Annotated in this window: 17 protein-coding genes; 11 read left to right on the top strand and 6 right to left on the bottom strand. The window is 68.6% G+C overall.

Annotated elements, in window-relative coordinates:
* Positions 1 to 173: 173 nt before the first annotated feature.
* Positions 174 to 485, bottom strand: a complete 312-nt coding sequence (locus HEP74_RS19095; protein WP_221893137.1) for a winged helix-turn-helix transcriptional regulator — start codon at positions 483 to 485, stop codon at positions 174 to 176.
* 154 nt (positions 486 to 639) lie between these two features.
* Here HEP74_RS19095 and gstA point away from each other — a divergent pair, with 154 nt between their 5' ends.
* Entirely contained in the window at positions 640 to 1,269 is a 630-nt protein-coding gene (gstA, locus tag HEP74_RS19090; protein WP_185814203.1) for a glutathione transferase GstA, read from the top strand.
* Positions 1,270 to 1,512: 243 nt separating this feature from the next.
* Complete coding sequence (locus HEP74_RS19085) at positions 1,513 to 2,910, top strand: FAD/NAD(P)-binding protein (RefSeq protein ID WP_185814202.1); 1,398 nt, start codon at positions 1,513 to 1,515, stop codon at positions 2,908 to 2,910.
* Between the two features lie 124 nt (positions 2,911 to 3,034).
* Here the strand turns inward: HEP74_RS19085 and HEP74_RS19080 are convergent, their stop codons facing one another.
* The 4 genes from HEP74_RS19080 to HEP74_RS19065 all read right to left on the bottom strand — a co-directional run bounded on the left by HEP74_RS19080 (position 3,035) and on the right by HEP74_RS19065 (position 8,357).
* On the bottom strand, positions 3,035 to 3,604 hold the full coding sequence (locus HEP74_RS19080) for a TlpA family protein disulfide reductase (RefSeq protein WP_185814201.1): 570 nt from the start codon (positions 3,602 to 3,604) through the stop codon (positions 3,035 to 3,037).
* Positions 3,601 to 5,886 carry a protein-disulfide reductase DsbD family protein gene (locus tag HEP74_RS19075; protein WP_185814200.1) on the bottom strand — a complete coding sequence of 762 codons (2,286 nt, stop codon included), beginning with the start codon at positions 5,884 to 5,886 and terminating at the stop codon, positions 3,601 to 3,603. The genes HEP74_RS19080 and HEP74_RS19075 overlap by 4 nt, the downstream gene beginning before the upstream one ends.
* A gap of 4 nt (positions 5,887 to 5,890) precedes the next feature.
* Positions 5,891 to 6,223, bottom strand: a complete 333-nt coding sequence (gene cutA, locus HEP74_RS19070; RefSeq protein ID WP_185814199.1) for a divalent-cation tolerance protein CutA — start codon at positions 6,221 to 6,223, stop codon at positions 5,891 to 5,893.
* Positions 6,224 to 6,587: 364 nt separating this feature from the next.
* The gene (locus HEP74_RS19065) at positions 6,588 to 8,357 is read right to left on the bottom strand and encodes an endonuclease (protein WP_185814198.1); all 1,770 of its coding nucleotides are present in this window, start codon (positions 8,355 to 8,357) and stop codon (positions 6,588 to 6,590) included.
* A gap of 274 nt (positions 8,358 to 8,631) precedes the next feature.
* Here HEP74_RS19065 and HEP74_RS19060 point away from each other — a divergent pair, with 274 nt between their 5' ends.
* The 9 genes from HEP74_RS19060 (at position 8,632) to HEP74_RS19020 (ending at position 22,820) form a co-directional block, all read left to right on the top strand.
* Positions 8,632 to 8,919: a co-chaperone GroES gene (locus tag HEP74_RS19060; RefSeq protein WP_003470504.1), complete on the top strand. Its 288-nt coding sequence runs from the start codon at positions 8,632 to 8,634 to the stop codon at positions 8,917 to 8,919.
* A gap of 135 nt (positions 8,920 to 9,054) precedes the next feature.
* The gene (gene groL, locus HEP74_RS19055; RefSeq protein WP_185814197.1) at positions 9,055 to 10,704 is read left to right on the top strand and encodes a chaperonin GroEL; all 1,650 of its coding nucleotides are present in this window, start codon (positions 9,055 to 9,057) and stop codon (positions 10,702 to 10,704) included.
* Positions 10,705 to 10,878: 174 nt separating this feature from the next.
* Positions 10,879 to 11,448, top strand: a complete 570-nt coding sequence (locus HEP74_RS19050) for an RNA polymerase sigma factor (RefSeq protein ID WP_185814196.1) — start codon at positions 10,879 to 10,881, stop codon at positions 11,446 to 11,448.
* The gene (locus tag HEP74_RS19045; protein ID WP_185814195.1) at positions 11,445 to 12,452 is read left to right on the top strand and encodes a FecR family protein; all 1,008 of its coding nucleotides are present in this window, start codon (positions 11,445 to 11,447) and stop codon (positions 12,450 to 12,452) included. Before HEP74_RS19050 ends, HEP74_RS19045 begins: the two co-directional genes overlap by 4 nt.
* Positions 12,453 to 12,702: 250 nt before the next feature.
* Positions 12,703 to 15,471 carry a TonB-dependent receptor gene (locus tag HEP74_RS19040; protein ID WP_185814194.1) on the top strand — a complete coding sequence of 923 codons (2,769 nt, stop codon included), beginning with the start codon at positions 12,703 to 12,705 and terminating at the stop codon, positions 15,469 to 15,471.
* 104 nt (positions 15,472 to 15,575) lie between these two features.
* Entirely contained in the window at positions 15,576 to 16,862 is a 1,287-nt protein-coding gene (locus HEP74_RS19035; protein WP_255427799.1) for a ComEC/Rec2 family competence protein, read from the top strand.
* A 637-nt stretch (positions 16,863 to 17,499) separates the two neighbouring features.
* Positions 17,500 to 20,391: a TonB-dependent receptor plug domain-containing protein gene (locus tag HEP74_RS19030; RefSeq protein WP_255427798.1), complete on the top strand. Its 2,892-nt coding sequence runs from the start codon at positions 17,500 to 17,502 to the stop codon at positions 20,389 to 20,391.
* Positions 20,392 to 20,733: 342 nt separating this feature from the next.
* On the top strand, positions 20,734 to 21,807 hold the full coding sequence (locus HEP74_RS19025) for a 3-deoxy-7-phosphoheptulonate synthase (protein WP_185814192.1): 1,074 nt from the start codon (positions 20,734 to 20,736) through the stop codon (positions 21,805 to 21,807).
* 728 nt (positions 21,808 to 22,535) lie between these two features.
* Positions 22,536 to 22,820, top strand: coding sequence for a GIY-YIG nuclease family protein (locus HEP74_RS19020; protein WP_185814191.1), 285 nt, complete (start codon positions 22,536 to 22,538; stop codon positions 22,818 to 22,820).
* A 262-nt stretch (positions 22,821 to 23,082) separates the two neighbouring features.
* Here HEP74_RS19020 and HEP74_RS19015 read toward each other — a convergent pair whose 3' ends face one another.
* Positions 23,083 to 23,298: a hypothetical protein gene (locus HEP74_RS19015; protein WP_185814190.1), complete on the bottom strand. Its 216-nt coding sequence runs from the start codon at positions 23,296 to 23,298 to the stop codon at positions 23,083 to 23,085.
* Positions 23,299 to 23,301 lie beyond the last annotated feature (3 nt).

The raw sequence follows: 23,301 nt of genomic DNA, 5'->3' as shown, positions 1-23,301 counted from the left end.
CCTGCTCGCATCCTAGCCCGTCCAGAGCGAGGTCAGTCGAGGCGCTTTCTTGCGCGGAGGCTGTTGCGGTGCGCGATGTGCGACGACGCATGGCACTGGCTGCATTCCGAAGTCGTCTCGCACGTGCGTCTCTGAAGCCCGGGACATCCCTTCCGGTCCCGAGCCGGCAGCGCTCAGCCGGCAGACCGCGCCTTGACCCACAGCCCGAACTCCTTCATCACCGCCACCACCGGTTCCAGGCGCCGCCCGTCCTCGGTCAGCGCGTATTCGACCTTGACCGGCACGGTCGGATAGACGGTGCGCTGAATCAGCCCCGCTTCTTCCAGGGCGCGCAGGTCCAGGGTCAGCATGCGCTGCGAAATGGCCGGAACGTCGCGGCGCAGTTCGTTGAACCGCTTGGGGCCGTCGAGCAGGTACGACACCAGCAACAGGCGCCATCTTCCGCCCAGCAGGCGCATGGCCTCTTCCACGGAGCAGCCGGACACGTTGTCCTTCATCGCAAGTCCCTCGGTGTGCGCACGCTAGGTATAAATTTTGTACCTACATAACATTATAGTGCCTTCTTCCTTTTCTATACCTGGTTTCTAGAATGCGTCGGGCTGCTCGCCCTAGAGCTGCGCCCACTTTCTGGAGATCGCAATGAAGCTGTACTACATCCCGGCCGCCTGCTCCCTCGCGCCGCATATCGTGCTGCACGAGCTCGGCCTCGAGGCGGCGCTGGTGAGGGTCGATCACCGCAAGCATCTGACCGGGGACGGAGAGGATTTCCATCGGGTCAATCCGATGGGCTACGTGCCGGCGCTCGAACTCGACGATGGCAGCGTGCTGCGCGAAGGGCCGGCCATCGTCCAGTACCTGGGCGACCGCAAGCCGGAACTCGATCTGGTGCCGCCCAACGGCAGCATGCAACGCTACCGCTTGCAGGAATGGCTGAACTTCCTGGCCACGGAGATCCACAAGGGCTTCATTCCGCTGCTGTACGCGCGGCTCGCCGGCCAGTACGTGGATACCGCGCGGCCGAAGCTGGAGCAGCGCTTCGCCTGGATCGATGCGCAGCTCGCCGGTCGACAGTTCCTGATGGGGGATGCCTTCACCGTCGCCGATGCCTATCTCTACGCGCTGACCGGCTGGGGCCAGGCGCCCTGGCTGATCTCGCACTACCAGGCGGACATCCACTTCGACGCGTTGCAGAACCTGCAGGCGTGGTACCAGCGCGTGCACGCGCGGCCTTCGGTGCAGCGGGCGCTGAGCGAAGAAGGGCTTCAGTAGGTCGATCGCGCGCACGTCCATCGTGGCTGCGTTTCCCAGTGAGGGAAATGCACCTGGCCATTCCAGCATCGCGCGACGATCGTGCGACGCCATCGCCAAGGTCCGGCGCACGCCGCTTATGGAACAAACGCATCTGCTGATACCCGATCGGCATGCGCCAGATGGCGCGCATTAACCGGCGATTTACACCCGCCGCCGGCATCCCGGGCACAAAGGACGCCCGACCGGCCACGAGTGTCAGCCATGCGAATTGCGATCATCGGCGCAGGATTCTGCGGCAACCTGCTGGCCGCGGCCCTGGCCAGGCAGGGAACGGCCAGCCGGCTGACATTGATCGGCGTGGCCGACACCTTCGGCCGCGGCATCGCCTATGGCGCGGCGCGGCCGGAGCATCTGTTGAACGTGCGCGCCAAGGATCTGGGCGTGGACCCGCAGGATCCGGGCGGGTTCGCCGACGCCTTGCAGCTCGACGCCGCGCAGCGCCTGGAATTCCTGCCGCGGCTGCGCTACGGCCGCTACCTGGAGCAGCACCTGGACGCGGCGCTGGCCGCCTCGGCGGTGGAAGTGGCGCGGGTCAGCGAAGAGGCGGTGGCGGTGGAACGCGGGCCGGATGGCTTCCGCATCTTCCTGGCCAACGGCGAGGACGTGGTCAGCGACGTGGTGGTACTGGCGATCGGCGCGCTGCCGCCGGCGGCGTTACCTGGCATCGGCCCGCGCCTGGCGGTGCACCGGCGCTACATCGGCTGGCCGTGGCAGGACGGGGTACTGGACGAGGTGCCACCGCAGGCGCGGCTGTTGCTGGTCGGCACCGGCCTGACCATGGCCGATGTCGCGCTGACCCTGCGCCGTCGCGGCCATCGCGGTCCGATCACCGCATTGTCGCGGCGCGGCCTGGCGCCGCAGGCGCATCTGGCCCAGCCGGGCGCGCCGGTGACGCTGCCGCCGAGCGTGGCGCAGGCGCTGCGCAACCACGACCTCACCGGCCTGGTGCGCAGCCTGCGCCAGCTGACCACGGTGGTGGAGGACTGGCGCTGCGTGGTCGATGCGCTGCGTCCGCATCTGCAGCCGTTCTGGAAGGGCCTGGCGCCGGCAGCGCGCGCGCGTTTCCTGCGCCACCTACGCCCGTACTGGGAAGCGGCGCGGCATCGGCTGGCGCCGGCCGCGGCCACGGCACTGGCGCAGATGCAGCAGCAGGGCCAGTTGCGCATCCGCGCCGGGCGCCTGCTGCGCGCGCGGCTGGGCGAGAACGCGGTGGAGGCGGTGATCCGCGACCGCGCCAGCAACAGCGCGCGCACCGAAGACTTCGACGTGCTGATCCGCGCCACCGGGCTGGACACCGACGTCGCGCGCACCAGCCATCCGCTGGTCGCGACGATGCGCGATGCGGGCCTGCTGCAGGCCGATCCGCTGGGCCTGGGCCTGGTGGTGGACGCGCGCTTGCAGGTGCGCGATGCCAGCGGCCATCCGGTGCCCGGGCTGCACTGCCTGGGACCGCTGCTGCGCGGCGGCCTGTGGGAAATCACCGCTGTGCCGGAATTGCGCGCCGGCGTGCAACTTCTGGCCGCGGAACTGGCGGCGCTGGGGCCGGCGCGGGTTGCCGGCGGCGGCGCCGGCAGGAAGGCGCAGCGGCAGGCGGTATAGCGCAAGCCGATCCAGGCGACGATCCCGATCCCTGTAGGAGCGGCTTCAGCCGCGACAGGCACCTTCGGCAAGTTCCTGTCGCGGCTGAAGCCGCTCCTACAGGGGCCAGTACGCAAACGAGCGCCTACGGCAACTGCGCCCAGCGCTCCGCTTCGCCCGGTGCGAACGGCCCCAGCTTCTGCCGCACGATGCGGCCGTTGGCGTCGATCAGCACGCTGTAGGGCAGCAGGCCCTGGGTGTCGCCCAGGCGCACGCTGGCGTCGGCCGGGCCGGGGGTTTCCAGCGCGATCGGGTAGCCGATCGGCACCCGCTGCAGGAACGCACGCACGTCCTCGGGGTGGTCCAGGGCGATGCCGAGCACCTGCAGGCCGTCGGCCGGCTGCGCACGCGCAAGGCGATCGAGTTCCGGCATCTCGCGCACGCACGGTTCGCACCAGCTGGCCCAGACATTGACCAACAAGAGGCGGCCGCGGAACTGGGCCAAGGTCAGGCTGCCGCCGTCGAGCGTGGGCAGGCGCAGCGCCGGTGCCGGATCGCCGGGGCGGGCCGCGGCGACGCCGGCCGGCAGCGCGCTGCCGGTGGCCGGCGCCGACGGCGTTGTCGCCGGCGTGCGCCACCAGACCTGCGCGGCGGCAATGCCCAGCACAGCCGCGATCGCCGCCACCGCGAGCAGGCGCGGCGGCGTGGCGTTCATCGCGCCGCGCGCAGCAGGGCGTCCTCGGCCACCGCCTGGCTCAGCACCGGCGGCAGCACGGTCGGCGGTGCGCCCGGACCGTAGACCACGTACAGCGGCACGCCCACCGCCTTGTGTTCGGCCAGGAAGGCGCTGATGCGCGCGTCCTCGTTGGTCCAGTCGCCCTTCATGTACACCGCGTCGACCCGCTTGAGCGTGTCGCGGAAGGCGTCGCTGCCGAGCACGTTGCGTTCGTTGGCCTTGCAGGTCACGCACCAGTCGGCGGTCATGTTGACGAACACCACGCGGTTGTCGGTGCGCAGCCGGTCCAGCATCTCCGGCGAGAAGGCGACGGTGTTGCGTTCTGCAGTGACGCTGGGCGGCGCCAGCCGAGTCACGCCCCACACCGGCAGCAGCGCCAGCAGCACCAGCAGCGAGGCCAGGCGCAAGCCGAGGGTGTGGCTGCGCCAGCGCGCGCGCTCGATCCACCACAGGCCCAGCGCCAGCAGCGTGGCGCCGACCAGCAGCAGCGCCACCGCATCCACGCCGCGCTGCTTGCCCAGCACCCACAGCAGCCAGATCGCGGTCAGGTACATCGGGAACGCCAGCACCTGCTTGAGCGTCTCCATCCACGGGCCCGGCGTGGGCAGGCGCTTGGCCAGCGAGGGGATGAAGCCGACCAGCAGGAACGGCAGCGCCAGGCCCAGGCCCATGGTCAGGAACACCAGCATGCCAATCGCCGGCGGCGCGGCGAACGCATAGCCCAGCGCCAGGCCCATGAACGGGCCGACGCAGGCGCTGGAGACCACGCAGGCCAGCACGCCGGTGGAGAAGTCGCCGAGCGGGCCGCTGCGCGAGGACAGCGACTGGCCGAGCCCGCCCAGGTTGGCGCTGAGCGTGAACACGCCGGACAGGCTCAGGCCCATCGCGAACATCAGGTAGGCCAGCACCGCGACGAAGCCCGGGCGCTGCAGCTGGAAGCCCCACAGCAGATGCGCGGCCACGGCGATGCCGCCGACCACGGCGAAGGACGCCAGCACGCCCAGCGTGTACCACAGCGCATGGCTGCGGGCGCGCGCATGGCTTTCGCCGCTGTGCGCCAGGCCCAGCACCTTCAGCGACAGGATCGGCAGCACGCACGGCAGCAGGTTCAGGATCAGGCCGCCGCCCAGCGCCGCCAGCAACACCCACAGCAGGTTCTGCGGCTCGGCCGCGGGCGCGGTGCTGCGCGCGGCGTTGTGCACCGAGGCGTCGGGCACGCTCGCCGCGTCGGGCGCGGTCACCGGCGTGGCCGCGTCGGCCGCCGCAGCGCTGGCGTCGGCCTGGCGGCTGTCCAGCGGCGTCACCAGCAGCGGCGTCACTTCGGCCTGGTCGGTTGGGCTGAGCTTGCCCTTGGGCAGCGACAGCTTCACCCGCCGGGTCATCGGCGGATAGCAGATGCCGTCGGTCTGGCAGCCCTGGAAGGTGGCGACCAGGGTCGCGTCGGCGGCATCGGCGCGCTGCCGCTGCAGCGGCACGCTGACCTCGGTCTGGTCGAAATACACCACCACGTTGCCGAAGTGCTCGTCCTGGTGCGAGCGGCCCTGCGGCCAGTGCGGCATGCCGGTGCGGATGCCGGTCGCGCCTTCCAGCGCCAGCGCGGTACGGTCGCGATACAGGTAATAGCCCGGCGCCGGGGTGAAGCGCAGCAGCAGGGTGTTGCCGTCGCCGACGATGGCTTCGAAGCCGAACGCCTGGTCCGACGGCAGCGGCAGGCCTTGCACGGCGCCGGCACCGGCGCCGAACAACGGCTTGGCGGCCGGGCCGGCCGCGCCCGGCGCGCTGCCCGGCAACGGCGAGGACGCGGTCGTCGCCGCGCCGGCCTCGGCCGCCGGCAGCGCCACCGTGAGCAGGCGCTTCTGCGGCGGATAGCACACGCCGGCGTCGGCGCAGCCCTGGTAGCGCACCTCCACCTGCAGGCTGGTCGTGGCGGCATCGGCGACGCCGCTCTGCACCGCGTTCAACTCGCCGCGATAGGTTTCCACCTCGCCGAAGTACGGGTCGGTCTTCTTGTGCCCGGCCGGCAGCTGCACGGTCGGGTTGGCCTTGAAGCCGCTCAGCACCCGCACCGCGATCCGGTGCCGATACAGGTAATAGCCGTCGGCGATCTTCCAGTGCAGCTCGATGCGGCCGCGCTCGGGCGCCTGCGCGCTCAGCACGAAGGCCTGATCGACCGGCAGCAGATCCTTTTCGCTGATCGCCAGGGCGGGGAAGGCGGCCAGGGCCAGCAGGCACAGGGCGGCGATACGGTGCAGCACGGTCATCGGCTTACGGTTCCTCACGGGTTTCGGCGTACATCCACTGCAGGTAGGCGGGCAGGCCGCCGGCGACGTCGACCTCGATCAGTTCGGGGACGTCGAAGGGGTGCAGTTCGCACAGCCGCTGTTGCAGCGCGGGGATGCGGTCGGCGGCGGTCTTGATCAGCAGCAGCACTTCCTCGGCCTGCTCCACGGCATCCTGCCAGCGATAGGTGGCGTGCACGCCGGGCAGGCGGCTCACGCACGCGGCCAACCGTTCTTCGACCAAGACCTGGGCGATCCGCGCGGCGCTGGCCGGATCGGGGCAGGTGCTGAACAGCAAACGGAGTGGGGGCGAAGACATGCGGCCGACAGTATAGGGACGCCGGCAGGGCTTTGCCGGGCCTGGTTCGGGCATGAGTGCGCGCCCGCGGGCGTGCGGTTGCAGGCCTGTGCGGGGCTGCGCGGGATGGCGCGGGCCGGGCATGGCGCAGGGCCGCACTGCGGCGAACCGATTTTCGTCGCGGGACATGCACGGTAGCCCGATGGCGATGCAGGGCAGCAGGCGGGAAAACAGGGCCGTGATCGTGCCGGCGTTCGCACGCTGGCGGCGGCCATCTGCCGCCGAGCGCCCATTGCATGCGCGAGCGATGCCGGATGGCCCGAGGCCACCCGGATCGCGCGCTGGATGCTCCGGCGCGCCGCCGTCGGCGCGCCGGAGATCCGGCTCAGTTGAGCAGCTGGCAGGTCCCCGGCTTGGCCGAGGTGAACAGCGAGGAGGTCGCCCACTCCGGGTGGTCGATGAACGGATTGCGGTTGCCTTGGAAGCTGTACACCACTTCGTTGCGGGCACGCTCGGCGTCGTCCGGCGGATCCTGCTGGCTCCACGCGATCAGCGTCGACAGCAGGCCCATGTAGGCCGGCGAGGCCGAGGTCTGCACGATCTTGCTGCGGTCGTCGGTCAGTTCCAGGTCCGGCTCGGACTGCCCGGTGGCCGCGTCGGTGCCGCCTTCGTAGCGGATCGCCATGTACATGACCGCGCGCGCCATGTCGCCCTTGCGGTGGTTCCACACTTCGAAGCTGCCGCCGTTGCCGTCCGGGGTGCGCACCCAGTTGGAGTTGTCCGGGTAGCTGCCGCTGCCGCCGCCGAAGCCGGCGTTGGCCTCGGTGATGCGCTCGCCGCAGTTGCTGTCGCAGTTCGCGTACGGCTTGTTGCCGCGGTCGGCGTTCCAGGTGGAGTCGGTCAGGTACAGCATGTGCGTATCGGTGTACGGCGCGTAGGGCAGGCCCTTGTCGCCGCTGGCGGTGCCGAAGCCCAGCGAGTTCGGCCAGCTGTGCTCGCGGTTGTACTTCAGCCCGCTGCCGCTGCCGGCGCGGTCGGTGCCCTTGGCGTAGCTGCGGTTGCGGTAGGCGTCGAGGATGCGCCCGCTGTTGTTCGGGTCCTCGTCGGCGATTTCCAGGATGGTCCAGGTGCTGGTGCCGGAGCTGCTGCTGTACGGATAGACGGTGTGGCCCTTGATCGTCTCGTGCAGCGAGCAGCGCAACTGGCTGGCGTTGGACGTGTTGACCCGCGAGTAGTAGCCGCTGGTACCGCCGCCGCTGCCGCTGGCGACGCTGAAGGCGATGCTGCTGTCCTGCGCCGGGTGTGCGCCGCCGGCGTCGCTGATCTTTGCCGCCAGGATGCTCAGGCTGCAGCTTTCGCCGGCGGCCAGCGCGGTGTTGGTGGAGATCGCGAACTGGCTGCCGCTGCTCGGGTAGCTCAGCGCCACCGTGCCGGACTGGCTGCAGCTCAGCCCGAACGCGCCGCTGGCCAGGGTCACCGCTTCGCTGAAGGTCACCGCCAGGTCGCCGGCGGCGGGGAAGTTGCTGGCGCCCTGCGCCGGCGTGGTCGCGGTCACCGACGGCGCGGTATTGCTGCTGCCGCCGCTGAAGGTCTGGCCGCTGTTGCAGGCACCGAAGCTGCTGGCCGAACTGCCGGCCCAGCTGAAGTCGGACGCGGCGCTGCCGTTGCTGCCGCGCAGCTGCAGCGAGGTACCGGCGGCGGTGCTGTTGCTCTCGCTGACCGGCAGGTTCTGGCTGGTGAGGCCGGCGGCCGGGCCGCCACCGCCGGTGATCGCGCCCTCGTAGCTGAGGAACTGCACCACCTGGCCGCTGCCGTCGACCAGCGCCATGCCGTCGTTGGGGCCGTTCTGCACGCCGTTGCTGGCATAGCCGACGGTGGCGATGCGCACCTGCCCGCCGCAAGTGACCAGGCTGCCGGCCGGCACCGAGGTCGTGGCGTAGACGGCGGCGGCGCCGGGGTTGCTGCCGTTGTACAGGTAGACCTTGTAGCCGCTCAGGCTCTCGCCGGCGGTGGCGACGATCTCCACGCCCTCGCCGGTGTCGCCGGCGGCGGTGGCATCGTCGTAGTGCAATTCGTTGATGAACACGGCGGCCTGGGCGTGGCCGGCCAGGGCCAGCAGACAGGCGAGAGGTAAGGCAACGGCGGATGGCTTCATCGACAACTCCTTTTGGATGGTCCCCCCTGGGTCTGCGAGCCTAGCCTGCTCCTGTGACAGCGTTGCGGAATCCGGGTACCAGTTCCGCGGCCGGACGGGCGCCGAAGCGAAATTTTTTTGTGGCCAGCCCTTGAAAGGGCGCCGGCCAGCACCACATCTTGCGCATCCCGGCGTACCGGGTTTTTTCGCGAGCGTTGCTGGCAGTCGTCACATGCGAGTGCTAACATCGCCAGCCTTTCCTAGACCAATCAATCACTTAAGAGGGTCTCTCTCAATGAGCATCAAGCCGCTTCACGACCGCGTCGTAGTCAAGCCGATCGAAGCCGATGAAATTTCCGCCGGCGGCATCGTGATCCCGGATTCGGCCAAGGAAAAGTCCACCAAGGGCGAGATCGTCGCCATCGGCAGCGGCAAGCCGCTGGACAACGGCAGCGTCCGCGCTCCGGCGGTCAAGGTCGGCGACAAGGTCATCTACGGCCAGTACGCCGGCTCCAGCTACAAGGCCGAAGGCGTCGAGTACAAGGTGCTGCGCGAAGACGACATCCTGGCGATCGTGGGCTAAGAGCCCCCTGATAGCGGGATCCGGCAATCGGATTCGGGATTCGCAGCGCGCCTGCCGCGCCGCGATCCCTGATCGGCCCGAATCCCGCTTCTAGCGAATCCCCAATCCCCAATCACGAATCCCGGAGTTACACACATGGCTGCCAAAGATATCCGTTTCGGTGAAGACGCTCGTTCGCGCATGGTGCGCGGCGTCAACATTCTCGCCAATGCCGTCAAGGCCACCCTGGGCCCGAAGGGCCGCAACGTCGTGCTCGAGAAGAGCTTCGGCGCGCCGACCATCACCAAGGACGGCGTCTCCGTCGCCAAGGAAATCGAACTGGCCGACAAGTTCGAGAACATGGGCGCGCAGATGGTGAAGGAAGTCGCGTCCAAGACCTCCGACAACGCCGGCGACGGCACCACCACCGCCACCGTGCTGGCGCAGGCGCTGATCCGCGAAGGTTCCAAGGCGGTCGCCGCCGGCATGAACCCGATGGACCTCAAGCGCGGCATCGACCAGGCCGTCAAGGCCGCCGTGGTCGAGCTGAAGAAGATCAGCAAGCCCACCGCCGACGACAAGGCGATCGCCCAGGTCGGCACCATCTCGGCCAACTCCGACGAGTCGATCGGTCAAATCATCGCCGACGCGATGAAGAAGGTCGGCAAGGAAGGCGTCATCACCGTTGAAGAAGGCTCGGGCCTGGACAACGAGCTGGACGTGGTCGAGGGCATGCAGTTCGACCGCGGCTACCTGTCGCCGTACTTCATCAACAACCAGCAGAGCCAGTCGGCCGACCTGGACGACCCGTTCATCCTGCTGCACGACAAGAAGATCTCCAACGTGCGCGACCTGCTGCCCGTGCTGGAAGGTGTGGCCAAGTCGGGCAAGCCGCTGCTGATCGTGGCTGAGGAAGTCGAAGGCGAAGCGCTGGCGACCCTGGTGGTCAACACCATCCGCGGCATCGTCAAGGTCGTCGCGGTCAAGGCGCCGGGCTTCGGCGATCGTCGCAAGGCGATGCTGGAAGACATGGCCACCCTGACCGGCGGCACCGTGATCTCCGAGGAAGTGGGTCTGGCGCTGGAGAAGGCGACCATCAAGGACCTGGGCCGCGCCAAGAAGGTGCAGGTCTCCAAGGAGAACACCACCATCATCGACGGCGCTGGCGACAGCTCGGCGATCGAGTCGCGCATCAAGCAGATCAAGGCGCAGATCGAAGAGACCTCTTCGGACTACGACCGCGAGAAGCTGCAGGAGCGCGTGGCCAAGCTGGCTGGCGGCGTGGCGGTGATCAAGGTCGGTGCTTCGACCGAGATCGAGATGAAGGAAAAGAAGGCGCGCGTCGAAGACGCCCTGCACGCGACCCGTGCGGCCGTGGAAGAAGGCGTGGTCCCGGGCGGCGGTGTGGCCCTGGTGCGCGCGCTGACCGCGATCGGCGAGCTGAAGGGTGCCAACGAAGATCAGACCCACGGCATCCAGATCGCGCTGCGCGCGATGGAAGCGCCGCTGCGCGAGATCGTCACCAACGCCGGTGAAGAGCCGTCGGTGATCCTGAACCGGGTCAAGGAAGGCACCGGCAACTTCGGCTACAACGCCGCCAACGGCGAGTTCGGCGACATGGTCGAGTTCGGCATCCTGGATCCGACCAAGGTGACCCGTTCGGCGCTGCAGAACGCCGCGTCGATCGCCGGCCTGATGATCACCACCGAAGCGATGGTGGCCGAAGCGCCGAAGAAGGACGAGCCGGCCGGCGGTGGCGGTGGTATGGGCGGCGGCATGGGTGGCATGGGCGGTATGGATTTCTGATCCGCACCGGCGCAAGCCGACCTGCAGTACGCAATCGAAAGGAGCCCCGCAGCGATGCGGGGCTCTTTTTTTGTGCGCTTGCGTGGCGCCGGCGCAGGACAGCGCCGCACAGGTCATGCCGGTTGCATGCCGATGCGCTATAAGCTGCGCACGCATCGCCATGCATGGGAAGCCATGGTCACACCGGTCTGCCACCTCGATCAGCATCGGCTGGACCAGCACCGGCCGGCGTTGCATCGGTTTTTGTTCCGGCGCACCGGCGACTGGTCACTGGCCGAGGACCTGGTGCAGGAGACCTTCCTGCGCCTGGTCGTGTACGCGCGCGAGCATGTGGTCACCGATATGGCGGCGCTGGCCCGCTCCATCGCGCTCAACCTGCTCAACGACCATCTGCGCCGGCGCCAGCGCCAACGCACCGAATCGATCAGCGACGACGTGCCCAGCCCGGCCGTGGGCGTGGAGGAGGCGGCGATGCAGCGCGAGCGCGTGGAGAGCTTCGCCCGCGCGCTGCAGGGCATGCCGCCACTGCGCCGCGAGGTGTTCGTGCGTTGCCGGGTGCGCGGGCAGAGCTATCGCGAGATCGCCGAGGCGCTGGGCCTGAGCGAGGGCGCGGTGGAAAAGCACGTCAGCCGCGGGCTGCGCTGGCTGCAGGAGGCGGTGGCGCGGACCGATGCCACGCGTCCGCCGGCCGGCGCCGCGGTGCGCGCTGCGCAGCGCGGCCCGGCGCAGGACGACGACGCATGAGCCGGGATCCGGCCTTGCCCCCCGGCGATCGCGCACAGGCTCCCGGCGACGCCGCGGACTGGGTGGCACGCAAGCTTGCCGGCGACGGCGCCGATCCGCCCGGCCTGCAGCGCTGGCTGGCCGCCGATCCGGCGCATCGCGCCGCGTTCGATGCGCTGTGGGCGCTGGCGCACGATGCGGCCTTGCTGGAGGCGCTGGCTGGCTTCGATACGCCGGCTGCGATGCCGCGGGTGCTGTCCGCCTCCGCATCGGCACCCGCGGCAGCGCCGCTACGGCACCGGCGGCGCTGGCAGGCCGCGGTGGCGCTGGCCGCCAGCCTGGCGTTGCTGGCCGTGCTGGCGTGGCCATGGCTGCGTCCGGACCCGGCGCCGCTGCTGGCCGCCACTGCGCCGGGACAGGTGCGCGTGCTCAAGCTCGACGACGGCAGCGTGCTCACCCTCAACGGCGCCAGCCGCGTGCGCGTGCAGCTGCGTGCGCACCGGCGCGAGGTTGCGCTGGAGGCCGGCGAAGTGTTCTTCGACGTCGCCCACGACGCGCGGCGCCCGTTCGAGGTCGCCCTGGGCCCGGCCCGGGTGCGGGTGCTGGGGACCGTGTTCAACCTGGCGCGTGATGGCGCCACCAGCGAGCTGTCGGTGTACTCGGGACGGGTGGAGATCGTCAGCCGCGGCGCACGCCAGGTGCTGGCCCAGGGCATGCGCATCGACGCCGTGGGCGATGGCCTGGGCGCGCTGGCCCGCTTCGACCCGGACGCCGGCGACTGGCGCGAAGGCTGGCTGCAGACCGCCGGCATCCCGCTGTCGCGGCTGGTGGAACGGCTCAACCGCCGCTCGCCGCAGTCGATCGCCATCGCCGATCCGGCGGTGGGCGCGCTGCAGGTGTCCGGGCGCTTCCGCCTGGACCAGCCGGAGCAGACCCTGGCGCACCTGGCACGGCTGTATCCGCTGCGGATCCAGCGCACGGCAACGGGCATCACGCTGACCGGCGACACCGCCGTTCACCAGTAGACGCCGCTACGCTTGCTGCCGCGGGCGGTGCCGCTCCCAGGTAGGCAGCGAATTTCCGGGATAAGACGTCGGTCGCAACCCGCATTGCGACGCGTCATAAAAATTTCATGGCGATTGCTTGTCAGGATCGTCGCTGTGCGTCGTCTTGGATGTTCGCCACGCCACGTTGGCAACCAGACAGACGACGCTCATGCCGCCCCGTATCCCGTTCCGTTGTTCTTCCCGCTTCCCTCCGGTCACCGCGTTGGCCGTGGCACTTGCGGTCGCCGTGGCGGCGGCGCCGCTCGCCGCACAGCCCGCCCCGGCTGCCGCGTCCGGCGCCGCGGCGGTGCTGCCGCCCGGCGATCTGGGCGACACCCTGAATGCGTTCTCGCGCGCCACCGGCCTGCAGGTGATCGCCGACCCGAGCCTGCTGCGCGGCAAGCGCAGCCCCGGCGGCAGCGTCGCCGGCGATGCACGGCAAGCGCTGGCGCACCTGCTGCGCGGCACCGACCTGGGCTTCCGCCTGGACGGGGACACGGTGATCGTGCAGTCCGCCAGCGCCGATGCCAATGCCGACGCAGCACAGGCGAGTGCGGCGCCGGCCGCGGCCGAAGCGATCGACCTGGACCAGATCGTGGTCACCGGCACCGCCACCCAGCAGCCGAAGTTCCTAGCCCCGTACGCCATTTCCACGATCGGCGCCGAAGCGATCGCGCGCCAGGCGCCGCGCAGCATGGTCGACATGCTGCGCTCGGTGCCCGGCGTCACCGTGGAGAATTCCGGTGGCGAGGCCGGCGGCGAGAACGTGGTGATCCGCGGTCTGCCGTGGTCGGGTTTCCGCCTGCTCGACGTGCTCGAGGACGGCCTGCCGCTGTTCGAGTCCAACTACGAGCGCCAGCTGCAGATCGACGAGGTGTACCGGCTGGACCTGGGCACCACCGGCGCGGAAGTCGTGCGCGGCGGGACCGCGCCGATCTACAGCAACAACGCCTCCGGCGGCGTGCTCAACTTCATCACCAACCACGGCACCGACATCGCCAAGGGCGCGGTAAAGCTGACCGGCGGGTCGAACGCACTGGGCCGCATGGACGCCACCGCCTCCGGGCCGGTCAAGGGCAACGACAATCTGCTGTATGCGGTCAGCGGCTTCTACCGACAGAGCGACGGCCTGCGCGATCCGGGCTTCGGCGACGGCAACCAGGGCGGCCAGATCAAGCTCGGCGGCACCTACAAGTTCGACTTCGGCAAGATCTTCGCCGACTTCAAATACCTCAACGACCGCGGGGTGTTCTACAGCGCGATCCCGTTGTCCGACCCGCGCAACGGCAATTCGCTGGGCGACCTGATCGATCCGGGCACCGGCACGCTCAACAGCGACAGCTTCCGCAACGTCAGCATCCGCACCCTGGACGGAAAGGGTGGCAACCGCGTGCAGACGCGCGACCTGGCCGATGGCGTGCATCCGGTCACGCGGACTCTGACCGTGGGCGGCGAGACCGAGTTCGCCAACGGCTGGCGGCTCAGCGACAAGGCCCGCTACGTCGATGGCGACGTCGGCTTCAATGCGCTGCTCAACGGGTCTCCGGTGGATGCGGCCAGTACCCTGAGCGGCCGCCTGGCCGCCGCGCGCGCCGCGTTCCCGGGCACCGCGGCGCTGCGCTACGTGCTGGCTGGGACCAACACGCCGTTCGATCCGGCCTCCACCGCCGGGCTGACCATGATCAACACCTGGTCGAGCACCCAGACCCACTACAGCGACTTCGTCAACGACCTGCGCCTGGGCCGGCTGTTCGATACCGCCGGCGGCGGCAGCCACGACGTGTCGCTGGGGCTGAGCTTCAGCCGTTTCGACCTGCAGCAACAGCAGCTCGGCAATGCGCTGCTGACCGACGTCAAGACTAATCCCGACGCGCTCGACATCCAGGCCTTGAACGCCGCCGGGCAGGTGCTCGGCAACGTCACCGAGAACGGCTTCACGTCCTATGGCAGCGGCGACCTGATCGGCGACAGCCACGGCACCGCCACCGCGCTGTACGCGGCCGATACCTGGAAGCTGGCCGATGCCTGGGAAGTGGATGCCGGCCTGCGCCGGGTATGGCGCCGCGAGCAAGGCAACCGTGGCGTGATCGGCACCCAGACCATCGCCAGCAGCGGCCCGCTTGCCGCACGCAGCGTCACCGGTCTGGTCGGCAGCGTGCCCTACGAGAAGAACATGGCCGGCACCTCGTGGACGCTGGGCACGTCCTACAAATTTTCCGAGCCGTTCAATGCATTCGCGCGCTATACCGAGAGCTTCAGTTTCCCGCGCCTGAGCGAGCAATGGGGCAATGTGGTGAACGGCGTCGGCGGGCGCATGCCCGACGGCAGTGCCACGCCGGTGACGCCGATCCGCCAGGCGGAGATCGGCCTGAAGTACGGTTCGCGGCCGCTGGACCTGGTGCTGATCGGGTTCTACAGCGACTTCAAGAACCTCAATTCCAGCACCTATGTCGCCAATGCCAGCGGCCTGCTGGTCAACGTGCCGCTGATGCTCGACACGCGCACCAAGGGCGTGGAGCTGGAAGGCACCTGGCGGCCGACCGACGCGTTCGAGATCGCCGGCTCGGTCACCGTGCAGGATCCGCGCATCAGCGGTGCCGACACCTTCAGCGGCCTGTCCGGCGCCAGCCTGGTCGACAACGAGATCCCGCGCGTGCCCAAGTACAGCTGGTCGTTGCAGCCGAGCTATCGCTTCCAGGCCGGCGAGGTGGAGACACGCGTCTATGCCACCTGGTTCGGCATCGGCCGGCGCTTCCAGGACTTCACCAACGCCAGCGTGCTGCCGGCCTACCGAACGCTCGATGTCGGCGTGCACCTGCAACTCGACGCCAACTTCAGCGCGCAGCTGCTGTGCACCAACGTGACCGATTCGCATGGCCTGACCGAAGGCAATGCGCGCGCGCCGGGCGTGTCCGGCGATCTGGTGCAGGCCGACGCCACGGTCGGGCGGCCGATTTTCGGCCGCAGCTACGTTGCCTCGCTGCAGTGGGCCTGGTAGCGCGCCACTGGCGATGCCGTGCGTGCGCCAGCGTCGACGGCGCACGCACGGCAACGCGTCGTACCGGCCTCCGGTTCCGCCCAAAGGACACACGCATGCATTCCATGAATATCACCCGCCGCCGCTTCCTCGGCGGCCTTGGCACCACGCTTGCCGCGGGCATGCTGCCGATGCCTGCCTGGGCGCAGGCTTCCGCCGCGGCGGCCGCATCCGCCGATCAGCTGCGCGAGCCGCTGAGCGGCTGGACGCCCGGCATGCTCGATATCCACCACATCGGCACCGGCCGCGGCAACGCCACCCTGATCGTGTGCCCGGACGGCACCTCGATGATGATCGACGCCGGCGCGATCGACGGTCTGGACAAATACCTGATCGACGAGCGTCCCAACGATTCGCGGCGCGCCGGCGAATGGGTGGGGCGCTATGCGCGACGCCACCTGGCGCAGGCCGGCCGCCACGAGATCGACGATTTCGTGCTGACCCATTTCCACCGCGATCACATGGGCGAGCGCCTGCCGGACACGCCGATGGCCAGCAACGGCAAGTACGCGCTGACCGGCCTGATCGACGTGGCGCAGATCGTGCCGATCCGCCGCTATCTGGATCGCGGCTATCCCGACTACGACTTCCCCGCGCCGCTGGACGACCCGAACCAGCTCAATTACCGCGCCTTCATTCAGGCCGAGCGCGCACGCGGCGCAGTGGTCGAGCGCTTCCGCGCTGGGGCTGGCGATCAACTGCGGCTGCGCCGTAAACCCGCCGCATATCCCGACTTCGCCGTGCGCAACCTGATGGTCAACGGCGAAGTGTGGACCGGCGAGGGCGAACGCACCCGCAACCTGTTTCCGCCCGGAGCGGTGCCGACCGAGAACCAGTGCTCGCTGGCGTTGCGCATGGACTACGGCGCGTTCAAGTACTACAGCGGTGGCGACGTCAGCAATACCACCAACTACTACGGTGACGACCCTTGGCGCGACGTGGAAACGCCAGCGGCGCAGATCGCCGGGCCGGTCGACGTGGCCGTCGCCAACCACCATGCGTATGCCGATGCGATGGGGCCGGCGTGCGTGCGTGCGCTGCGCCCGCGCGCCTTCGTGATCCTGAGTAACGATTCGGCGCATCCGTCGATCACGCCGCTGGAGAACATGCTCAGCCAGCGCCTGTATCCCGGCCCGCGCGATATCTACGCCACCGCGATGAAGCCGGAGAACATCATCGCCAACAAGCGCGTGCGCGAGATGACCAGCCTCAACGGGCACGTGGTGGTGCGGGTCGAGCCGGGCGGCGCGCGGTATCGCATCGTGGTGCTGGATAACAGTGACGAATCCGATCGCGTGCTGGCCATGCACGGCCCGTATGCCAGCGGCCGGCGCGAGGCGGTGGGCAGCTAGCGGCAGAGACGATGCCGTGTGCATGCGGCTTCAGCCGCGACAAGCATTGCCTTCAGCGCCGGTCGGCTCGATTGCCCGAGATCGCCAAGCCTCGCTGCAAAAGCTGCAAATGCCCGGCAGAAAAAAAGGCGCCAGCGCGGCATCGCTCGCCTGGACGCGGCCGCATCCGGCCTTGCCGCGTTTTTGACGAAGCGCGAAGCCGGCACCGCTGCCTGCGCCGTACCGCAATAGGTCTTGCATCGATGGCCGGACGTCCGCAGCAAGGCGGTGTCTTGCAATGTATTCAGGCGCCGTCGCCGCCACGGAGATGCGATGCGGACTCTGCGCAAATCGACGCGTTGCGCAACGAATCGCGCATAAAGTGGCATCGTCTACAAGATCCCTGTGGCGACGTGTTGACAACGTTGTCGCCGCACTGCAGGTTAAGTCCGCGAGCACGTCAGGGGATATACGCGCTCGCACGCTCGTCTTCCTTCTGCGCGCCGATGCGGCGCAACGCAGCGCATGCCATCGCACGCGCGCGGCTGCGCCGTGGGCAACGACACGGGATACCTCGTGTGGTGGCGGAACGAAGACGCGCAACGTCGCGCCGGCGTCCGTCGGCGTTTCCGCGCTAGCCTGCAGCAGGGAGATCCGCATGCCTCGTCATCACCTCACCACTCTCGCGTTCGGCATCGTGCTGGCGCTGCATGGCGCGCCCGACGCGCTGGCGCAGGACGCCGCAAGCGATGCCGCACCCAAGGCCGCCGCCACCGACCTGGGCCAGGTCGTGGTCACCGGATCGCGGATCAAGCGCTCGGAAGTGGAAGGCGCCGAACCGGTGGTGGTGATCAGTGCGCAGCAGATCCAGCAGGAAGGCTTCCTCACCGTGTACGACGTGCTCAATACGCTGAACCAGCAGGGCGGCGTCGAGGCCGATACCAAGTACGGCTCGCACACGCCCAACGCCTCGCCGGTGAGCCTGCGTGACCTCGGCCCGGGCCGCACCCTGCTGCTGGTCAACGGCTACCGCGTCGCCGATTACCCGCAGCCCTACGCGGGCGAGAGCAACTTCGCCAACTACAGCAGCATCCCGTCCGCCGCGGTGGAGCGGATCGAAATCCTCACCGGCGGCGCCTCGGCGATCTACGGCTCCGATGCGGTGGCCGGCGTGATCAACGTGATCCTGAAGAAGGGCTACCAGGGCAACCAGGTGCGGCTGCGCGGCGGCACCGCCACCGAAGGCGGCCGCGACGTGTTCGACCTGTCCTGGGTCGGCGGCACCAGCGGCGACAGGTGGAACCTGACCTACGCGCTGCAGTGGACGCGGCGCGATCCGCTGTCGGTCGGCGAGCGTCCGAAGATGGACGACCAGGACGACGAGTCCTACAGCAACTGGACCGCGCAGGCGCGCAAGTACGGCTTCAATTCCTACACCGGCCTGACCCTGCTCGACGCCGACACCAATCAGCGCCTGGCCCCGCCCAGCGGCACCTGCGCGCGCTTCGGCGGCCAGTTCGTCGATTCGCAGCGGCTGAGCTACGACTACAACAGCGATACGCTCACCAATCTCGGCGGCTATTGCGGTATGGCCCACGACTACGCCGACTGGCTCGCCGCCAGCGGCGGCGACAGCGGCTCGGCGTATCTGTACGGCACCTTCGATTTCGACAACGGCATGCAGGCCTGGAGCACGCTGTCGGTGAACAAGAGCATCGGCTACTGGACCTACGATCCGCCCTACGTCTATCTGGGCCCGTTCCACGACACCGGGACCGACCGCAACCTGTACGCGATCCGCCAGCTGACCCGCTACGAATCCGGCGGCTGGAAGAACCTGGCCAACACCACCAAGGAACTGTCCTGGGATCTGAGCGCCGGGCTCAAAGGCACCCTGGCCGATCGCTTCGACTGGGAAATCGCGCTCGGCCGCGCGCGCTACACCACCGACGAACACGTGCGCACCGTGGACACGCAGAAGGCCACCGATTATTTCCTCGGGCCGCAACTGGGCAGCACCGCCGACGGCACCCGGATCTACGATCTCAACGAGGAGCGCTGGTACCAGCCGCTCAGCGGCGCGCAGTACAACGACCTGGCGGTGAAGGCGCACAACCAGGCCGATTCGTGGGTCAACCAGGCCAGCGCCAACATCACCGGCGAACTGTTCCAGGGCTGGGCCGGGCCGATCAAGTTCGCCGCGGTCGGCGAGGTGGCCAAGCAGGGCTACCGGCTCGATCCCGATCCCTGCGCCAACACCTGCTATCCGCTGGACGTGGTCGATTACGGCGGCGGCGAGCGCCTGCGCTATTCCGGCGGCATCGAGTTCGACGTGCCGCTGCTGCCCTCGCTCAACGCCAGCCTCGCCGCGCGCCACGACCGCTACGGCGACTACAAGTCGTACAACAGCGACCTCGGTTCGGCGATCGGCAAGCAGAGCGACACCACCTGGAGCACCGGCCTGGAGTGGCGCCCGCTGAGCACGCTGCTGCTGCGCGGCAGCCTGGCCACCAGCTTCCGCGCCCCGGACATGCACTACGTGCTCGGCGAACCCAGTTCCACCCAGCAGACCGTGATCGACCAGTACCGCTGCATCCAGCAGGGCTACTACCTGACCGGCGGCTGCAGCGCCGAGAACGCCGACGTCTACTACCTGATGCAGGTCAACCGCCGCGGCACCCCGGACCTGGAATCGGAGCACGGGCGCTCGGCCACCGCTGGCTTCGTGTGGGACATCGCAGATGGCCTGTCGCTGACCGTCGACTACTACAGGATCCGGCTGCAGGACATGATCAAGGACATCAATCGCGACGAGATCCTGACCGCCGAAGCGGGCTGCCGTACCGGCCTGACCACCGCCGGCGGGCTGTGGGTCAACCCGGGCGGTGCCGAATACTGCGCGCGCATCGTCTCGCGGGTGACGCGCGATGCGGCCGGCCGCGTGACCGGCATCGAGCAGGGCCCGATCAACATCGCGCAGATGCAGGTCTCCGGCGTCGATGCCTCGCTGAAGTACCGGGTGAACACCGCGCGCTGGGGCAACTTCAGTGTCGGCCTGGACTACAACAACCTGATCAGCTATCGCGAGCAGACCTACCGCACCGACGACTACAAGAACCTGCGCGACCAGAAGATCCGCAGCAAGCTGCGCGGCAGCGTGCACTGGGAGAACGGCGGCCCGCTGGACCTGACCGTCTACGCCAAGCGCTTCGGCTCCACCCAGGCGGTGAACTGGGGCACCTGCACGCGCTTCGACGACGGCTACCAGCCGAGCCCGTCGGACGAGTGCCTGGTCACCGACAGTGCCAACCCGCACTTCGGCGACAGCACCACCCGCTACTTCGGCCGCGTCGGCCCCGCGGTGTACTGGAACCTCACCGCCGGCTACCGCATCACCCCGAAGATGAAGGTGAACCTGTACGTCAACAACGTGCTCAACACCACCGGCTACGACAACAAGGAACGCTACTACGGCTACCAGTTCTACAACACCACGCTGTACGACGCGATCGGGCGCGAGGTGGCTGCGGAGTATGTGTTCGATTTCTGAGAGCCGGGAGTCGGGAATGGGGAATCGGGAATGGGGCTCTACTGCCATTCCCACCGCGCGGCGCTCTGCCCATTCCCCATTCTCGTTTCCCCATTCCCAGCACCACAGTTGCCAATGCAACTGTGGCGCCACCAAAAATCCTGTGCTATCAATGCAACCCATGAACGCCAACCGCAGCTTTTATTTTTGGTACTACGGTTTTCCGATGCCGCTGGCGGAGGAAGGAATGCGTTCACCCTGAAGGAAACTTCAGCCGCATCCCCGAAAGCCGCCAGCGAACCTGGCGGCTTTTTTCATGCCGCCGGACCTGGCCCCCCACCCAGAACCCGACGAGAGATTCCCATGCCTCCCCATACCGACGATCTGCGCATCCGCAAGATCGAACCGCTGACCCCGCCCGCCCAGCTGCTGTCGCTGCTGCCCTGCGACGAAGAGGCCTCGCAGACCGTCGCCGCCTCGCGCGCGGCGCTGCACGAGATCCTGCATGGCCGCGACGACCGCCTGGCGGTGGTGATCGGCCCGTGCTCGATCCACGATCCGGTGGCGGCGATGGAGTACGCGCAGCGCCTGCGCCCGCTGCGCGACACCTACGGCGATGCGCTGGAGATCGTGATGCGGGTGTACTTCGAGAAGCCGCGCACCACGGTTGGCTGGAAGGGCCTGATCAACGATCCCAATCTCGACGGCAGCTTCGACATCAACAAGGGCCTGCGCCTGGCGCGCGGCCTGCTGCGCGACATCAACCGCCTCGGCCTGCCGGCCGGCGTGGAATTCCTCGACATCATCTCGCCGCAGTACATCGCCGATCTGGTGGCCTGGGGCGCGATCGGCGCGCGCACCACCGAAAGCCAGGTGCACCGCGAACTGGCCTCGGGCCTGTCGTGCCCGGTCGGGTTCAAGAACGGCACCAGCGGCGACGTCAAGATCGCGGTCGATGCGGTCGGCGCGGCCTCGCATCCGCACCATTTCCTGGCGGTGACCAAGGACGGGCAGACCGCGGTCGCCACCACCACCGGCAATCCCGATTGCCACGTGATCCTGCGCGGCGGCAAGCTGCCCAACTATGACGCAGCCAGCGTCGCCGCCGCCGGCCAGGTGCTGGAGAAGGCCGGGTTGCCGGCGCGGCTGATGGTCGATGCCAGCCACGCCAACAGCGGCAAGAACCCGGACAACCAGCCGAAGGTGATCGAGGACATCGCCGCGCAGCTGGAAGCCGGGCAGACCCATATCGTCGGCGCGATGGTGGAGAGCCACCTGGTCGGCGGCCGCCAGGAACTGGTGGAAGGCCAATCGCTGGTCTACGGGCAGAGCATCACCGACGGCTGCATCGATTGGGACAGCTCGGTGCAGGTGCTGGAACGCTTGGCGCAGGCAGTGCGTGCGCGGCGCCAGGCTCGGTTGTCGCAGGCGGCCTGAGCGGCGCAGCGCAGCGACAGGCAGCGGGCTGCAGCCAGATGCCTGTCGCCCGAAAGACTCGCGGTTATCCCGATGCCCGCGGCGGCCCGAGCGAAGCGGCAAGCACCACAGCACGCGCGCCGCTGTTATGCACACATGCCGCTCTTCTGTAGGAGCGGCTTCAGCCGCGACGAGCGAAGGCGCGATCGCTCCAACTCCGGTGACAGCAGGGATGAAGCTTCTTCTACAACGCGCGTAGCAGGGAGCGCAGGTCTTTGTAGGCAGCTTCAGCTGCGACAGCCGGCGTTGTCAGCAAAGGCTTGGAGAGGCGCATCCGATGCGGCACCAGGCGCGGGCTGTCGAAGCGGTGTCGATCCGGTGGCGGGCTGCAGGCAAGGCCCAAGGTGTCCGTTGCGCATCACCCAAAAAAGACCCGGCCGTGCCGTCGAATCCAAAGGGAGAGAGCCTCTTCATCGACGGCATCCGGCCGGTGGTGAATTTATGCGCCCGTGCCGTGGCTGCGGTTTGCCGGCGTGTGCCAGCGGCCGACAAGGTGTTCGGGTTGCGTTAAAGCCGGTTTCGTGGCGGTTCAGCGCGGCAACGCGATCGCAGCAGGCGGCGTCGATGCTGGTCGGCAATGCGCTGCATGCGATGCGCCCGGCGCTCGCATTCGGTCGGCGCTCTGGTCTGGCTGCGCGTGCCGCCGCATGTGGACTGGCGCATTCCGCGCGCTGACCGATAATGCGCCCATGGCCGACTCCCCGCCCTGGTTCCTGTACCTGCTCGAATGCCGCAATGGCAGCTACTACGCGGGCATCACCATCGATTTGCAGGCGCGCTACCAGGCGCATCTGCGCGGCACCGGCGCCAAGTACACCCGCGCCAACCCGCCGCTGCGGCTGCTGGCCAGCCGCGCCTACCCGGACCGCGCCGCCGCGTCGCGCGCCGAATACGCGCTCAAGCAACTGCCGCGCGCGCGCAAGCTGGCGTTCCTGAGTGAGCCTGAGCGGGTTTCCGCGTCCATCGACGCATAGCGGGGCTGTGGAGGTCTCGGCCTCGATCGCGTCTGCGGCCGGCCAGCATCGCCGCTTCGTTCGTCGCGGCTGAAGCCGCTCCTACAGGGGGCTTGCGGCGAGTTTGTTGGGTGCACTGTGGGAGGGGCTTCAGCCCGACTTTTTCCGACGCCGGTAAGCCCCGCCGCTTCGCTTGTCGCGGCTGAAGCCGCTCCTACGGGGACTTGCGGTGAACTTGCTGGGTGCACTGTGGGAGGGGCTTCAGCCCCGACGCGAAATTTCTTTAACTGCTCGGCACGCACCACCGAGGGGGACTGCCGCCGGTTTCATGAGCGCTTTCAGGCGTGGTCTCGGCGGTTGAAGTGGTGCCGGGGGTGGAGTGGTCGGGTGTGCGTTGACCGGCGACTTCGGCCTGACCAGGTTCCTTGATCAGCACGTGGTGCAGGCAATCCCGCTGCTCCACCAGCGCCGCGATCAGCTGGCGCGGATGCCAGATCACCAG

Origin of the sequence: Xanthomonas sp. SS (genome assembly GCF_014236835.1) — a bacterium.
GTDB lineage: Bacteria > Pseudomonadota > Gammaproteobacteria > Xanthomonadales > Xanthomonadaceae > Xanthomonas_A.
The sequence above is the reverse complement of the archived record's forward strand: the minus strand, read 5'-3'. Positions and strand labels throughout refer to the sequence as shown.

Coding starts and splice junctions, on each gene's coding strand:
- groL (WP_185814197.1), top strand. CDS start 9,055: ATGGCTGCCAAAGATATCCGTTTCGGTGAAGACGCTCGTTCGCGCATG.
- HEP74_RS19030 (WP_255427798.1), top strand. CDS start 17,500: ATGCCTCGTCATCACCTCACCACTCTCGCGTTCGGCATCGTGCTGGCG.
- HEP74_RS19025 (WP_185814192.1), top strand. CDS start 20,734: ATGCCTCCCCATACCGACGATCTGCGCATCCGCAAGATCGAACCGCTG.
- HEP74_RS19080 (WP_185814201.1), bottom strand. CDS start 3,604: ATGAACGCCACGCCGCCGCGCCTGCTCGCGGTGGCGGCGATCGCGGCT.
- HEP74_RS19050 (WP_185814196.1), top strand. CDS start 10,879: ATGGTCACACCGGTCTGCCACCTCGATCAGCATCGGCTGGACCAGCAC.
- HEP74_RS19065 (WP_185814198.1), bottom strand. CDS start 8,357: ATGAAGCCATCCGCCGTTGCCTTACCTCTCGCCTGTCTGCTGGCCCTG.
- HEP74_RS19020 (WP_185814191.1), top strand. CDS start 22,536: ATGGCCGACTCCCCGCCCTGGTTCCTGTACCTGCTCGAATGCCGCAAT.
- HEP74_RS19060 (WP_003470504.1), top strand. CDS start 8,632: ATGAGCATCAAGCCGCTTCACGACCGCGTCGTAGTCAAGCCGATCGAA.
- cutA (WP_185814199.1), bottom strand. CDS start 6,223: ATGTCTTCGCCCCCACTCCGTTTGCTGTTCAGCACCTGCCCCGATCCG.
- HEP74_RS19085 (WP_185814202.1), top strand. CDS start 1,513: ATGCGAATTGCGATCATCGGCGCAGGATTCTGCGGCAACCTGCTGGCC.
- HEP74_RS19035 (WP_255427799.1), top strand. CDS start 15,576: ATGAATATCACCCGCCGCCGCTTCCTCGGCGGCCTTGGCACCACGCTT.
- HEP74_RS19075 (WP_185814200.1), bottom strand. CDS start 5,886: ATGACCGTGCTGCACCGTATCGCCGCCCTGTGCCTGCTGGCCCTGGCC.
- gstA (WP_185814203.1), top strand. CDS start 640: ATGAAGCTGTACTACATCCCGGCCGCCTGCTCCCTCGCGCCGCATATC.
- HEP74_RS19045 (WP_185814195.1), top strand. CDS start 11,445: ATGAGCCGGGATCCGGCCTTGCCCCCCGGCGATCGCGCACAGGCTCCC.